This window comes from Paenibacillus sp. FSL E2-0178 (genome assembly GCF_038593005.1).
In the GTDB taxonomy this organism is placed as follows: Bacteria; Bacillota; Bacilli; order Paenibacillales; family Paenibacillaceae; genus Paenibacillus_AQ; species Paenibacillus_AQ phytohabitans.
Map to the genome: position 1 here is coordinate 6866177 of NZ_CP151953.1, position 13643 is coordinate 6879819.

The following is a 13643-nucleotide window of genomic DNA, read 5'->3' on the forward strand; positions in this document are numbered from 1 at the left end:
TGAGGAGGTATTTAGATGAACACCATTACTAATCCCATACTGCGGGGATTCAATCCTGATCCGTCTATTGTACGCGTAGGAGACAATTATTATATTGCCACCTCTACTTTTGAGTGGTTCCCGGGAGTTCAGATTCATCATTCCAAGGATCTGACTCATTGGAGATTACTGAATCGGCCATTGGACCGGATATCACAACTGAACATGCAGGGGAACGGGGATTCCGATGGTGTCTGGGCACCTTGCCTGACGTATGATAACGGTCTTTTCTATTTAATTTATACAGATGTTAAATCTCATAAAGGTGCCTTTAAGGACACCCATAACTATCTGGTGACAGCAGCAGATATAGAAGGTCCATGGTCGGAACCGGTATATTTGAACAGTAGTGGATTCGACCCGTCTTTATTTCATGATGACGACGGCCGGAAATGGTTGCTCAATATGTTGTGGGATTTCCGCAAGGGGAAGAACAAGTTCGGCGGCATTGTCATTCAGGAATATTCGCAGGCCGAAGAAAGACTGGTTGGTTCGGCTACTACAATCTTTGTTGGAACAGATATAGGATTTACGGAAGGTCCGCATGTATATAAGCGGGACAGCTATTACTATCTGGTTATGGCGGAAGGCGGAACCCGTTATCAGCATGCCGTTACTGTTGCGCGATCCACTTCGCTTCTCGGACCGTACGAGGTTGATCCGCTCAATCCGATGCTGACTAGCAGCGGTAATGCAGGGCTGGAACTGCAAAAAGCAGGGCATGCTTCCCTGGTTGAAACTCAAAATGGTGAATGGTATATGGCCCACTTATGTGCAAGGCCGGCGGACGGCCATCATTGTACGTTGGGCAGGGAAACAGCTCTACAGAAATGTTACTGGGACGACAAAGGCTGGCTTCGTCTGGAAGGGGGAGGAAATTCTCCTTCTGCTACGGTACAGGCACCAGTCTTGCCGCTTCATCCGTTTGAACCGGAGCTGGAGCGGGATGATTTTGACGCACCCATGCTGGGTAACCAGTGGAACACCCTGCGGATACCTCCGGACCAGGGTTGGATCTCGCTTAGTGAGCGGCAAGGCTTTCTGCGGCTAAAGGGAATGGAATCATTAAGCTCCTGCCACAGGCAGAGTTTGGTTGCCCGCCGGCAGCAGTCATTTTGTATGGTAGCGGAGACGGTAATCGAATTTGATCCTGAGAGCTTTCAGCAAATGGGCGGCCTGATCCTTTATTATAACACAGAAGATTATGTGTACTTAAGGATTACTCATCTTGAGCAGCAAGGCAGAGTGATTGGGATTATCCAATCGAAACATGGAGTGTACGATGAGCTGCTAGTGGCTGATCTGCAGTTGCCGAATTCCAGTCCGGTCCGATTAAAGGCTGTTGTCAATCGGGATAGTCTGCAGTTCTACTATGCAATTGAAGCTGGGAGTTGGTGTTCTATTGGCGGGGAGATCAATATTCTGCATCTTTCGGACGAAGCTTCGGAGCCATTGCGTTTTACCGGTACATTCGTAGGAATGTGTGTGCAGGATTTGGGAGGCAACAGGCAGCATGCTGATTTTGATTACTTTATTTATAAGGAAAGTGAGTGATCGGATTGTCTATAATACAGTTTCCAGAAGATTTTTATTGGGGAGCAGCCACGGCAGCTTATCAGATAGAAGGAGCGTGGAATGAGGGGGGACGTGGCCAGTCAATTTGGGATACTTACGCGCATGCTCCCGGGAATATCCGTAATGGTGACAACGGGGATATCGCTTGTGACAGCTATCACCGTTATGAAGAGGATATTGCTTATATGAAGGAGCTCGGGCTTCGTACCTATCGGTTCTCAATATCCTGGTCCAGAGTTTTCCCCAATGGTACGGGAGAGCTTAACAAGGAAGGACTTGCCTACTATCACCGTCTGGTGGACAAGCTACTTGAGAATGGAATTGAACCTTTCTGTACCTTATATCACTGGGATCTTCCGCAGACACTACAGGATATAGGAGGCTGGAAGAATCGTGAGACTATCGAGGCCTTTACCCAGTACTCCGAGATAATGTTCCAGTCATTCCAAGGGAAAATTAAATACTGGACTACCTTCAATGAGCCATGGTGTGTCTCTTTCAAAGCCCACTACATAGGAGATTTGGCTCCCGGAGAGAAGAACCTGCAAAGTGCGCTTGATGTTGCCCATCATCTGATGATCGCCCACGGCAGGACCGTCAAGCTGTTCCGGAAGCTGGGAGTTCCCGGGCAAATCGGCTATGCACCGAATGTAAGCTGGCGCACACCATTTAGTCCTAAGCAGGAGGATGTCGATGCATGCCGCCGTAGAATAGGCTGGATGGTAGAATGGTTTATGGACCCGCTTTTCAAGGGAGAGTATCCTGAGTTCATGGCCGCAGCTTTTGAGGCCGCGGGAGCGAAGGTTGAAATTCAGCATGGGGATATGGAAGATATTAATCAACCCATCGATTTTCTTGGAATCAACTATTATACGGGCTCATTAGGACGATATCAGAAGGATAATGGATTATTTGATCTTGAGGATATTGATGAAGGCTATGAAAGAACCGACTTTAACTGGCCGATTTACCCTGAAGGACTGTACAAGGTACTCGTCCACATTACAGATCGCTATGGGCCGATTCCAATCTATATCACCGAGAACGGAGCATGTTATGATGGCAATCCTGTCCAGGGAAAGGTTCAGGACACCAAGCGTATTGCATATCTAAGCAAACATTTAACTCAGTTAAACCGGGCGATTGAGGCGGGGGTTTCTGTGAAGGGTTATTTCGCTTGGTCTTTACTTGATAATTTTGAGTGGGCTGATGGCTACAGCAGGCGTTTCGGCCTGATTCATGTGGATTTCAACACATTGAAAAGAACGCCCAAAGACAGCTTTTTCTGGTATAAAAAGGTTATAGCAAATAGATGGATGACCATTTGATAGCTTAAGTTAGCATTGATTATGGATAAGGTTGATGAAAATTAAGAATTTCGGGTTGAGGACTATATAAAAACAGGGCGTGCAGATAATTTTATCAGCACACCCTGTTTTTTAATGTTTTGGAAGGTCGGAACGAGCGTTATCCGGATGAAGAAGACATCGATCAGAATACCAAAGGCTTGCGTGAAGCTGATCTGTTTGAGCATCGCATTAGTCGTGAAGATGGAGCTTGCGAAAACAGAAAACATAGTTACGCCGCGTCCAGCATGACAGACAAGGCTCTCAAGAAAGATTGGTTCAGGAATTCGGAAAATAAATATGAAGATAAAAAATATCATCCTCTGTCTGAAATGATAGTGTTCCGTTATATTGTTCAGCAATATGGCGCATGCTTTTGATCCCAAACCCGTGGCGGTCCTTATCTTTCTTGCTGGTTTGCGGCAAATGGTCACTAATTGTAAGATCATCATTGAAATAGTTGGTGACGTGAATTCCGGTCAAACCGTTTACTTTACCTATTGATATAGAAATTGTCCGTTTCTTGTCATTATTGACGGCTTGCACGGCTTCCAAAGCATTTTCTATGGCATTGCTTAGCAGAGAATATAAATGAGTAGAGGAGATAAAAGTTAAGCAGCGGCCATCTGCCATACAACTCATCTTAATCCCATTTTTTTCACAATAAAGCTGCTTCTTGTAGAGAATCACATCCAGAATATCGCTCCCAGTTTTGTGGGTTGTATCGTAAACCTCAATAGCGGCCTTCAAAGATTCAATTTCTTTATTAGTCAGCTTGTAGCTGATATTTGCCAGCTGCTGACGCAGGTCATGAGTTTTCATGTTAATAATGTCAATTTCACTGCGCATGTTGTCAAACTGCTTTTTCTCCGCATACAGCAATTCATCCATGATTAATAAATCCTGCTTAAGCTTGCTAGTCTCCAGTATTCTTGTACGCAGTAATAGAGTAAGCAAAGCATACAGAATTGCAAAAGTCCGGATGATAAAATCCAGGACATTGTTCTCGCCCTCAAAGGTACGGCTGACCGAGGTAAGTATCATTGTAACAAGAATAAAGATTAACGAAAAAGAAATGATTAACCGCTTGTTAGCCCTGTCATGGTCATACACCCTCTTTCGGCGGAAAAGAAGAGCAAGTAAGGAACAAAAAATAAAATGAATCAAATAGTATAATGCCCAATCCCGCAATGGAACCATTTCTTGAAAAAACGAAAGAGTTTCATAGGGGTTTTTGTCTAATATGATAATCAAAATTTCGTATAAACGCCCAACAATCACCTGGATCGCTACTGCGCCGCAAAGACACAGCAACAGCTCAGTAAAGGTTTCCCGGTAAAGAAGGTATAGAGCGGTCAAAACAAATAAATACATGAAAATATTCGTCATACTGGAAAACAGTTGGGGATAGAGCGAATTAATTACCGACATCAAAAAAATAAGCGGCAAGGTGAATGGAGTGATGATACTGAATCTAATACCAAAGTCGTTTTTCTTTTGAAAAGGCAGTGTTAGTAGAAACACACAAAATACAAACTCAATCAGAGTGGCTGAACGAATAATAAACTGTTTAGAGTAGACACCTAATAAATTATTGATGAGTTCACTCATGAGTTTTTCTTTCTTACATATAACATTAGTTTTTCCACAAACGCTTTTTTCCTCGGCTGACTGATCCGCAAATCTACACCATCCAGCACAACAGTATAACCCTGAATTCTTTGTACATAGGCCAGATTAACTAAATAACAATTGTTACATCTGTAAAAATCATATTCCTGCAGTTTCTCCTCAATCGATGAGATTGTGGCATACTGCCGTAAGTCACCTTCTGCGGTGTGGTAAATGACGTGGTGTCCTTCTGTCTCAATATACCGGATGCTTTTGGGCGATATTTTTCGTATGCCCTTGTCTGTTGCTATTAACATATCATGTCCAGGCTTCTCATCAATTCTGCGGATGGCACGGGACATTTTCAATGCGAAATCATAATATTCAACGGGCTTTACGATATAATCAAGCGCTTCCACTTCATAGCCATGAATCGCATATTGGGTGAGATTAGTAATGAAAATTAGGATAACCTCCTTATCAAGGGCTCTGATGCTTCGGGCAGCATCCATTCCGTTCATATAAGGTAACTGAATATCCATAAATATAATATCAAAATTGGCAGTGTAATTTTCCAGCAGTGCAACAGCATGCTGGAAATGCATGATGTTGAAAGAAACTCCTTTTTCAATGCCAAAGCTTGTCAGATGACTTTCCAACAAACGGGCCTGATTAATATCATCTTCCACAATGGCGATTGTGATTATCATCTTTCATCTCTCCAGTTGTTGATCTAGGGTCTTTTTTACTATAGGAAGCGTTTTCTCTTTTGTCAATAAGATAACTCTGGTATCTCGCAGACTAAAAAAATACCGCATAAACTAAAATCCACCTTACTGAATTTGCTTGAATTATATGAGCCTATGCTAAAAGCCACACAAGACAAACGTGATCTTATACAATAATCATGCGCTTTAGAAAGCGTATACAAAATTTATTTAAAGGGGTAATTTTCGTGAAAAACAAAACGGTGAAAAAGGCTTTTACTGCAATTTGTGCGATGGCATTGCTGATAGGAATCACAGCATGCGGAAATGGTGAGAAGTCTTCCGGATCCAGTGAACTGACAGGGTATTATGCTTCTGGAACTAATGTTGAATTTATGAGTGCTTACCCGGAGCATACCTTCAAGCAGGCAACTTTCGGTGTGCAAAATATTGAGACCTTTGCAGATAATACGTATTGCTTAACGAGCACTGAAACGTTCTACTCCGGAGCCTTGGAATTCGCTGATGATGGTAAATACGATGTAGTACCCAGAGGGGCGAACATCACTAAATACTATGGGACCTTAACTTCAACCGATGAAGGAGGACTAATCACGCTGGAATTATCCAAACCTACAGCAGTCATCGCGAACAGTTCCTACTCAGCAGGCGCAAATCCGATTGGTTATGTAAATACTAAAGCTTGGACTGATGAAATGGGTACAGCTGTTGGCGGTGAAGGACCTGCGTTGACTGCTGAAGAGTATCTGGAAACCGTGGCTTTCCCTGAAGCTTCAATTATTGTAGATGGTGCCAAAGCGAGCTTCGACTATACCGTATTAACCAGTGGTGAAACAGCGAATTAAGATAACTAGCGCTTGTGCGGGGGAGGTAACACATTGAAAAGCAAATCGAATGTATGGCGCGGGTTTACTGCAGTTACTGCAGTCCTATTAACCTTTAGTATTCTCATGACCCAACTGCTAATCAGCTGGAGCGGTCAAGTTAATGTCTTTCTTAATGTCACAGCACCTGTACTTGAAGCGGATGCCAGCTCGATGCATTATAAGAGCGATTACGAGCTATCGGATGCAGGTTTGCAGGCAATGTTAGTGGATTCTGATAAACATGACATACAGACTATGGAAGAGGGTACAGTTTTATTAAAAAATGAGCAGGCGGCTCTGCCATTAAGCACAGAAGAACGCAGTGTTACCTTATTTGGCCGTTCGACAGCCGATCCTGTGTACAGCGGGAATGCTGGCGGACCGGGTATGGATGAGGCACGTAAAGTCAGTTTGCATGGCGCACTTGAGGCAGCGGGTTTTAAGATTAATGACCCGTTATTCGATGCTTATGCAAAGAGTGAGGTGTCCAGAGTAAAAGCAGCTCCTGACTGGTTCATTGGTGAGGTTGATTCAAGCTTCTACACCAGTGAGCTGCAGGCCACATACCAGAATGATTTCAACGATGCGGCTATAGTCATGTTGTCGCGTGATGGCGGAGAGGGCAAAGACTTGGCGACATCGGACAGGGATGGAATCTCTCACTTGGCGCTTCATGACACCGAAAAAGATTTATTGAAGATGATTAAGGACAGCGGCAAATTCGCCAAAACGATTGTGCTGATCAATAGTGCGTTTGCCATGGAACTTGGCTGGATTGAAGAAGAGGAGTATGGAGTAGATGCCGCACTCTGGATTGGCAATCCCGGATTAATAGGCTTCACCGGAATCGCCAATGTACTGACAGGTGCAGCAGATCCATCAGGCCGGCTGGTTGATACCTTCGCCGCAGATTCACTGTCTGCCCCGGCGGTCAGAAACGCCGGAGACTTCCAATACGGTAATGACGATGGTCATTATATTGTTGAAGCGGAAGGCATCTATCAAGGCTATAAATATTACGAAACCAGATATCATGATGCTGTTCTGGGACTCCATAATGCAGACAGCAAAGCGGGGGCATTTGTTAATAAAGACAGCTGGAGCTATGCAGATGAAATGGTGTATAGCTTTGGTTATGGCAGCTCCTATGCCGAGTTCTCCCAAGAGTTAACATCAGTGAATTGGGATAGACAAGCAAAAACGGTGACGGCGACTGTGAAAGTTACCAATCAAGGATATCCGCAGGAATCGGCTTATACCGGAAAGTCGAAGTCCGTAGTGCAGGTATATGCTCAGCTCCCCTACGAAGAAGGTCAGGCTGAGAAATCAGCGATCCAGCTGATCGGCTTCGGAAAAACAAGTGAGTTAGCCGCAGGCGAATCGGAAGAAGTAACAGTCACTGTAGATGAATATTTATTTGCTACTTATGACGCTAATGCTGACAATGGTGCTGATCCAAGCAAGAAAGGTACTTATGTTTTTGATCCGGGCGACTATTATTTCGCCATTGGAAATGACAGTCATGATGCTCTGAATAACATACTGGCTAATAAGGAAAGCGCCAATGTACAAGGAAAGCTAATTGCCGCAGACGGTACTGCTGTAGCTGGAGAGCCGGACAAGGCAGTCGCTGTTCCTCTGGAATCATTGGACAATGTAACCTATGCCAAGTCAGCGTATACGGACGAAATCGTGTCCAACCAATTCACAGAGGTTGATATTAACCATTTTGCCGGGGATACGGTAACGTATTTAACGCGCAACGATTGGAACACTTATCCTGAGCCCTATAATAATATTACGGCAACAGATCAACTGAAAGATGTAATGTACAACGAAAAATATGTAAAACCAGCTGATGCACCTGCATACGACAGCATTACTCAAGGTGCAGAGGTTACGCTCAAGCTGCTGGATATGAAGGATGTCCCATTTGAAGATGATACAACATGGAATAAATTCCTTGATCAGTTAACGCTAAGCGAGTTAAGTGCCACAATTGGCGAGAATTTTGGCCAACCAGCAGTTAAGTCGATTAATAAACCGGTCAACAAAAATACGGATGGCCCATCGGGCTCACAATCTAATTATTTGTATGGCGGCAATCAGCCGGCAACCTTCCATGTTGTTCAAGTCGTGGCAGCTGCAACCTGGAATAAAGAATTATTAGCAGAACGAGGCAAATTTATTGCAGAGGATTGCCTATTCAGCGGCACTTCACAGCTATGGTCACCAGGCGGGAATTTACACCGGACCCCGTTTAGCGGACGTAACTTTGAATACTACTCTGAGGATAGTATTCTTGCTTATCTTTTGGGAGCTAATCAAACTGAAGCGATGCAAGCCAAGGGGTTAACAGCTGCCATTAAACATTTCGTAGCCAACGATCAGGAAACGAACAGACAAGAGCTGTCTACATTTATGACGGAACAGGCGTATCGCCAAGGTCCGCTGAAAGCTTTTGAAGGCGCCTTTACCCAAGGAGGTTCGCTTGGCACGATGATGTCATTCTCCCGGATTGGTGCCCGGCTGGCCTATGCAGATTCAGCAACGTTGAAACAAGTCCTCAGAAATGAATGGGGCTTCAAAGGCGTAACCATTACGGACTCTGTCAAAGGCAATCCGAATATTCCAACGATTGAATCGCTCGTGGCGGGAACAGACACGTTCAATGCAGACACTAACCGTGCGAGCGAAGTTCATAAGTACCTAGCAAGTAAGAAGGACGGTTATGTTCTGCAGGAGTTGAGACGGGCCAATAAACATTTCTATTATTCACTGGCCAAATCGAATCTGCTTAATGGATTAACGGATGACACTGAAGTTGAAGGGTTTACACCATGGTGGCAAACCTTGCTGAAAGTGATTAATTATACACTTGGTGCATTACTGCTGATCAGTGTATTGCTGTTCATCAGATCCAGTCTCAGAAGAAATGTAAAGGTAAAGGTGGGAAAATAGAATGGTCTTATTTAAAGATCGGACGTCAGGTTTCTGGATTGGCTTTCTGGCTGCCTGCCTGATGCTTGCAGCAAATATTGCATTTATCATTTTTGATTATGGCGATCGGACCTTTTCCTTTGTAACCTTTGGTCTAATCATAGCAGGTGTCTTGGGAGAACTGCTGGTTTTGGTTAAAAGCTATAGTTTCGCGCCGCTTCTACCATCGATCTGTTTTGGCGTAGCGCTCTCTATGCATCTGTATTTAGGATTTCCAACGCTGTCTGATGTTATCAACGGGGTTAATTTCATCGGAGGAAACCCGCAGGCTGTTATTATTTTCGGGATTGCCTTTGCGATCGGAACGGTTGCCTCCCTGGTTTCCTGCTTCATGAAACAATCAAGGTCAGAAGGCTTAATCTACATCGTAAATACTTCAAAATGAACAAGATGGAGAATCGGAAATGAAAAAGATTAGTATCTGTGACGGATGGGGTTTTATAGAGAATATAACTGATGAATTCTTTAACTTCACAGGAGAGGGGACAGCCGTAAGGCTGCCCCATACTTGTAAAGAGGTGCCTGTGCACTACATGGAGGAAGGCTCCTATCAGATGATATGTGGTTATAGACGTCATCTTGAGGTTCCGGGGGAGTGGAAAGGTCGGCGTCTGTTCCTGCAGTTCGATGGTGCTGCTCATGTGGCAGAGGTATTTGTCAATGGCGAGCAGTTAATGACTCATAACGGTGGCTATACTGCATTTCGGGTAGAAGTAACAGATAAGCTGGTATACGGGCAAGAGAACAGAATTGTCGTTCGTCTAAATACACGGGAAGATGCCAATGTACCGCCATTCGGCCATGTTATTGATTACATGACCTATGGCGGACTCTATCGTGAAGCGTGGCTACTGCTTGCGGATCAAAGTTACGTTGAAGATGTGTTTGTACGGACACCGGATATGAATCAGGCAGTTATTGATGTGACCATCAGTCAGCCGGATATAGCCCACACACTGGAATTGAGCATACTTGATCAACAGCAAAAGACAGTCGGCCAACAGAGCCTCAAGGTATCAGGGGCAGTAGTCAGTACATGCAGCATCGCTGTTACAAGCCCCCACGAGTGGAGCCCGGAAACACCATATTTATACACACTAATAGCCTCGTTAAGAAATAGGAATGGGGAAATTATCGATAATTACCATGTATCTTTTGGTTTCCGGCAGGCGGATTTTCGAAGTGACGGGTTCTATTTAAACGGAAAAAAATATAAGATTCGCGGATTAAACCGCCATCAGAGCTATCCTTATGTAGGCTATGCTATGCCTGCTTCCATGCAGGTGGAAGATGTCAGAATCCTAAAAGAAGAACTGCATGTGAATGCGGTCCGTACCTCTCATTATCCTCAGTCCAAGCACTTCCTTAATGCTTGTGACCGTTTGGGATTGCTTGTATTTACAGAAACACCAGGGTGGCAGCATATCAAGAACGATGAAGAATGGAAACGAATTGTCTGTGATAATGTTGAAGAAATGATCTTGCAGTACCGTAATCATCCTTCGATCATTCTCTGGGGAGTCCGTGTTAACGAATCGCAAGATGATGATGTCTTGTACTCCAAGACCAATGAAATTGCCCGCCGTCTGGATCATAGCAGACAGACAAGCGGAGTCCGCTTTCTATGGAGAAGCAGTTTATTAGAAGATGTTTATGCCTTCAACGATTTTTCTCATACAGGGAAGAATGGCGGATTACTGCCAAGGTGGCTGATATCGCCTAATAAGAATAAAGGCTACCTGATTGCCGAGTTCAATGGCCATATGTTTCCGACCAAGGCAACAGATACGCCGACCCACCGGCTGTCCCACGCTATGCGCCATGCCAATGTGCTAAATGAGGTATATAAAAGAGAAGATATTGCAGGAGCCTTCGGGTGGTGTATGTTCGATTATCAAACTCATGGTGATTTCGGATCAGGTGACCGGATATGCTATCACGGCATCATGGACATGTACCGCAATCATAAACTGGCTACGAAAGTCTATGCCAGCTTCTCAGAGGAAACCCCGGTTCTGGAAGTCGGTTCAGATATGCATATCGGCGATTACCCGGGAGGTGCTATCGGTGAAAATTATATTTTCACTAATGCCGATTCGGTTCGTCTATACAAGAATGAACGGATGATCCGGGAATTTAAGCCGGTCAACAAAAAATACCGCTATTTACCGCATCCGCCAATCGAATTCTACGACACCGTGGGCAACGTGATTGAAGAAGGAGAAAAGTATTCACACCAAAAAGCCGAAGCGATTAAAGAATGTCTCTTGGCTATTCAGCGGTTTGGTACTGCCTTACCTCCAAGGTACATTTTTAAAGCGTTGTGGGTAATGCTTCGTCATTTGGTTTCACCCGTAACCTTTTACAAACTGTTCTTCAAATACATTGAAAATTGGGGCGTGTCCGCACCTGTATACCGCTTTGAAGCGATTAAGAATGGCCAGGTGGTTGCAGAGGTAGTGAAAGCCTCTAATGCGAGTATTCATTTAGAAACGACCGTTAGTGGAACGGAGTTAATTGAAGCCGATACCTTTGATGTGTCATCTATCCGTATTCGGGTTGTAGATGCGAATAACAACAATGCCACGTACTCACATCTGCCGGTCTTCTTAAAAGCAGTAGGTGCAATAGAAATCGTAGGTCCAGATTGTGTCACTGCCGAAGGGGGCATGTGCGGCACCTATGTTAAAACAACAGGGATAGCTGGAGAAGGGACATTGACGATTACTTCCAATCAGACAGAACCAGTCCAGTTGCGCTTTAGTGTGAAAATAGAAGGAAGTGGTATTAGTGAGCGGTATTAAAGCGTTCTGGAGTAACTACAGTCTTAAACATCCCCAAATCGCGCAATTTATTATGTTTTTGTTATTAAGCAATGGCATTACGGTGTTTCAGATGATCCTTATGCCGGTTTTGAAGGCAGTTTTTAGCGGATCTGCTTTGGAAGCTCATGATTTTCAGATTTTACCGGTTGGACATAATACTGATGGATCTCCCTACTATATTTTCAACTATCCTTCAGGGTCAATCGCCTCTGGTGGAGGCGGTGGACTATCCTACTTCCTTGCTGTTCAACTGACGCTGGGGATCGCCCAGGTGATTAACTTCTTTGCTCAACGGAATATTACCTTTCGATCCAAAAGCAATATTTACAAAGCGGCTGTCTGGTATCTTATCGCCTATATCCTGATAACCATTTGCGCGGGTGCCCTTCAGGGGTGGTACAAGGACCCGATCTACCAGTTCTTTATTGATAGGTTTGGAGGAACCGGTGAAACGGCTGCAGATTTGATTACGATGATTATTAATGCTGCCATCTCGTTCTGGGTGTATTTCCCGATCCTGAAGATCATTTTCAAAGAAGATAAACAGCAAAAGGTGGCCTAAAAAAGAATAAAAAGAGGTTAGTAATAATGAAATTATTGTCATTCATTGTACCCTGCTATAACTCACAGGATTATATGGACCGCTGTATTAGCAGCCTGCTAGTTAATGACGAAGAAATTGAAATCATTATTGTTAATGATGGCTCCAACGACGGCACTAGAATGATTGCAGACAGCTACGAGAGCATGTATCCATCGATGGTCAAAGTGGTGCATCAAGAAAACAAAGGCCATGGCGGTGCGGTGAATACGGGGATTAAGGTTGCTGCCGGCTTGTTTGTTAAAGTGGTGGACAGTGATGACTGGGTGGACCAGGAGGCATATCAACAAATCCGGATGAAGCTAAAAGCGCTGGTCGCTGAGGGCAAGGCCGTCGATATGGTTGTCAGCAATTTCGTATATGAGAAAACAGGTAAACGGCACCGGAAGGTAATGAAGTATGACCGGAACCTTCCTGAGGGACGGGTGTTCACCTGGGATGAAATTAAATCCTTCCGTAAAGGCCAGTATATTTTAATGCATTCCATTATCTATCGCACGAATTTGTTAAAAGAATGCCGCTTCACACTTCCCGAGCATACCTTCTACGTGGACAATCTGTTTGTGTTTAAACCGCTTGAAAAAGTGAAGCGGATTTATTATGTGAACGTCGATTTCTACCGGTATTTCATTGGACGAGAAGATCAGTCGGTTAATGAGAAAGTGATGATTGAAAGAATAGACCAGCAGCTTAAAGTGAATAAGCTCATGATCGATGGAATGAACATTGAACAGATTAAAAGTCCTAAGCTTCGCCAATATATGCTCAATTACCTTGAGATTATCACAATTATTTCTACAATCCTGTTAATCCGTTCACGTAAGAAAGAAAATCTGTTGAAGAAAAAAGAGCTGTGGAAGTATATGAATGAAAAAGATATTGAGTTATACAATACGATCAGATACGGAGTCATGGGAAGAATGATGAATATTCCGGGGTATTTGGGCCGTAGTATAACGGTATCTGCCTATAAAGTCTCACAGAAGATTGTGGGATTCAATTGAAAGCTGCAAACCTGTGGATGGACCCTTCATCTGCAGGTTTATTTTTTT

General features: G+C 44.0%; 10 protein-coding genes. 8 read left to right on the forward strand and 2 right to left on the reverse strand.

What is annotated here, in order from left to right; translation table 11 throughout:
* Window positions 1-15 precede the first annotated feature (15 nt).
* Together MHI42_RS29780 and MHI42_RS29785 are read left to right on the forward strand one after the other, a co-directional pair.
* The gene (locus MHI42_RS29780) at window positions 16-1593 is read left to right on the forward strand and encodes a glycoside hydrolase family 43 protein (protein WP_042139071.1); all 1578 of its coding nucleotides are present in this window, start codon (window positions 16-18) and stop codon (window positions 1591-1593) included.
* Between the two features lie 5 nt (window positions 1594-1598).
* Window positions 1599-2942, forward strand: a complete 1344-nt coding sequence (locus tag MHI42_RS29785; protein WP_042141469.1) for a GH1 family beta-glucosidase — start codon at window positions 1599-1601, stop codon at window positions 2940-2942.
* A 297-nt stretch (window positions 2943-3239) separates the two neighbouring features.
* On the opposite strand, the gene MHI42_RS29790 is transcribed toward MHI42_RS29785, so the two are convergent.
* Both MHI42_RS29790 and MHI42_RS29795 read right to left on the reverse strand, forming a co-directional pair.
* Window positions 3240-4571 carry an ATP-binding protein gene (locus MHI42_RS29790; protein WP_342421495.1) on the reverse strand — a complete coding sequence of 444 codons (1332 nt, stop codon included), beginning with the start codon at window positions 4569-4571 and terminating at the stop codon, window positions 3240-3242.
* Window positions 4568-5281, reverse strand: a complete 714-nt coding sequence (locus MHI42_RS29795) for a LytTR family DNA-binding domain-containing protein (RefSeq protein WP_342421496.1) — start codon at window positions 5279-5281, stop codon at window positions 4568-4570. Before MHI42_RS29795 ends, MHI42_RS29790 begins: the two co-directional genes overlap by 4 nt.
* A 245-nt stretch (window positions 5282-5526) precedes the next feature.
* Between MHI42_RS29795 and MHI42_RS29800 the strand changes: the two genes are divergently transcribed.
* The 6 genes from MHI42_RS29800 to MHI42_RS29825 are packed head-to-tail and all read left to right on the forward strand — an operon-like array spanning window position 5527 to window position 13595.
* Window positions 5527-6144, forward strand: coding sequence for a hypothetical protein (locus tag MHI42_RS29800; protein ID WP_042139067.1), 618 nt, complete (start codon window positions 5527-5529; stop codon window positions 6142-6144).
* A gap of 33 nt (window positions 6145-6177) precedes the next feature.
* Window positions 6178-9126 carry a glycoside hydrolase family 3 C-terminal domain-containing protein gene (locus MHI42_RS29805; protein WP_342421497.1) on the forward strand — a complete coding sequence of 983 codons (2949 nt, stop codon included), beginning with the start codon at window positions 6178-6180 and terminating at the stop codon, window positions 9124-9126.
* 1 nt (window position 9127) lies between these two features.
* Window positions 9128-9550, forward strand: a complete 423-nt coding sequence (locus MHI42_RS29810) for a hypothetical protein (protein WP_042139065.1) — start codon at window positions 9128-9130, stop codon at window positions 9548-9550.
* A 19-nt stretch (window positions 9551-9569) separates the two neighbouring features.
* The gene (locus MHI42_RS29815; RefSeq protein WP_342421498.1) at window positions 9570-11969 is read left to right on the forward strand and encodes a glycoside hydrolase family 2 TIM barrel-domain containing protein; all 2400 of its coding nucleotides are present in this window, start codon (window positions 9570-9572) and stop codon (window positions 11967-11969) included.
* Window positions 11956-12552, forward strand: coding sequence for a hypothetical protein (locus MHI42_RS29820; RefSeq protein WP_042139063.1), 597 nt, complete (start codon window positions 11956-11958; stop codon window positions 12550-12552). The genes MHI42_RS29815 and MHI42_RS29820 overlap by 14 nt, the downstream gene beginning before the upstream one ends.
* A gap of 26 nt (window positions 12553-12578) precedes the next feature.
* Window positions 12579-13595: a glycosyltransferase family 2 protein gene (locus MHI42_RS29825; protein WP_342421499.1), complete on the forward strand. Its 1017-nt coding sequence runs from the start codon at window positions 12579-12581 to the stop codon at window positions 13593-13595.
* The last annotated feature ends 48 nt before the right edge of the window (window positions 13596-13643 follow it).

What these genes read in the sequence shown, in the direction of transcription:
- MHI42_RS29815 (WP_342421498.1), top strand. Translation starts at nt 9,570, where the DNA reads ATGAAAAAGATTAGTATCTGTGACGGATGGGGTTTTATAGAGAATATA.
- MHI42_RS29810 (WP_042139065.1), top strand. Translation starts at nt 9,128, where the DNA reads ATGGTCTTATTTAAAGATCGGACGTCAGGTTTCTGGATTGGCTTTCTG.
- MHI42_RS29795 (WP_342421496.1), bottom strand. Translation starts at nt 5,281, where the DNA reads ATGATAATCACAATCGCCATTGTGGAAGATGATATTAATCAGGCCCGT.
- MHI42_RS29825 (WP_342421499.1), top strand. Translation starts at nt 12,579, where the DNA reads ATGAAATTATTGTCATTCATTGTACCCTGCTATAACTCACAGGATTAT.
- MHI42_RS29780 (WP_042139071.1), top strand. Translation starts at nt 16, where the DNA reads ATGAACACCATTACTAATCCCATACTGCGGGGATTCAATCCTGATCCG.
- MHI42_RS29790 (WP_342421495.1), bottom strand. Translation starts at nt 4,571, where the DNA reads ATGAGTGAACTCATCAATAATTTATTAGGTGTCTACTCTAAACAGTTT.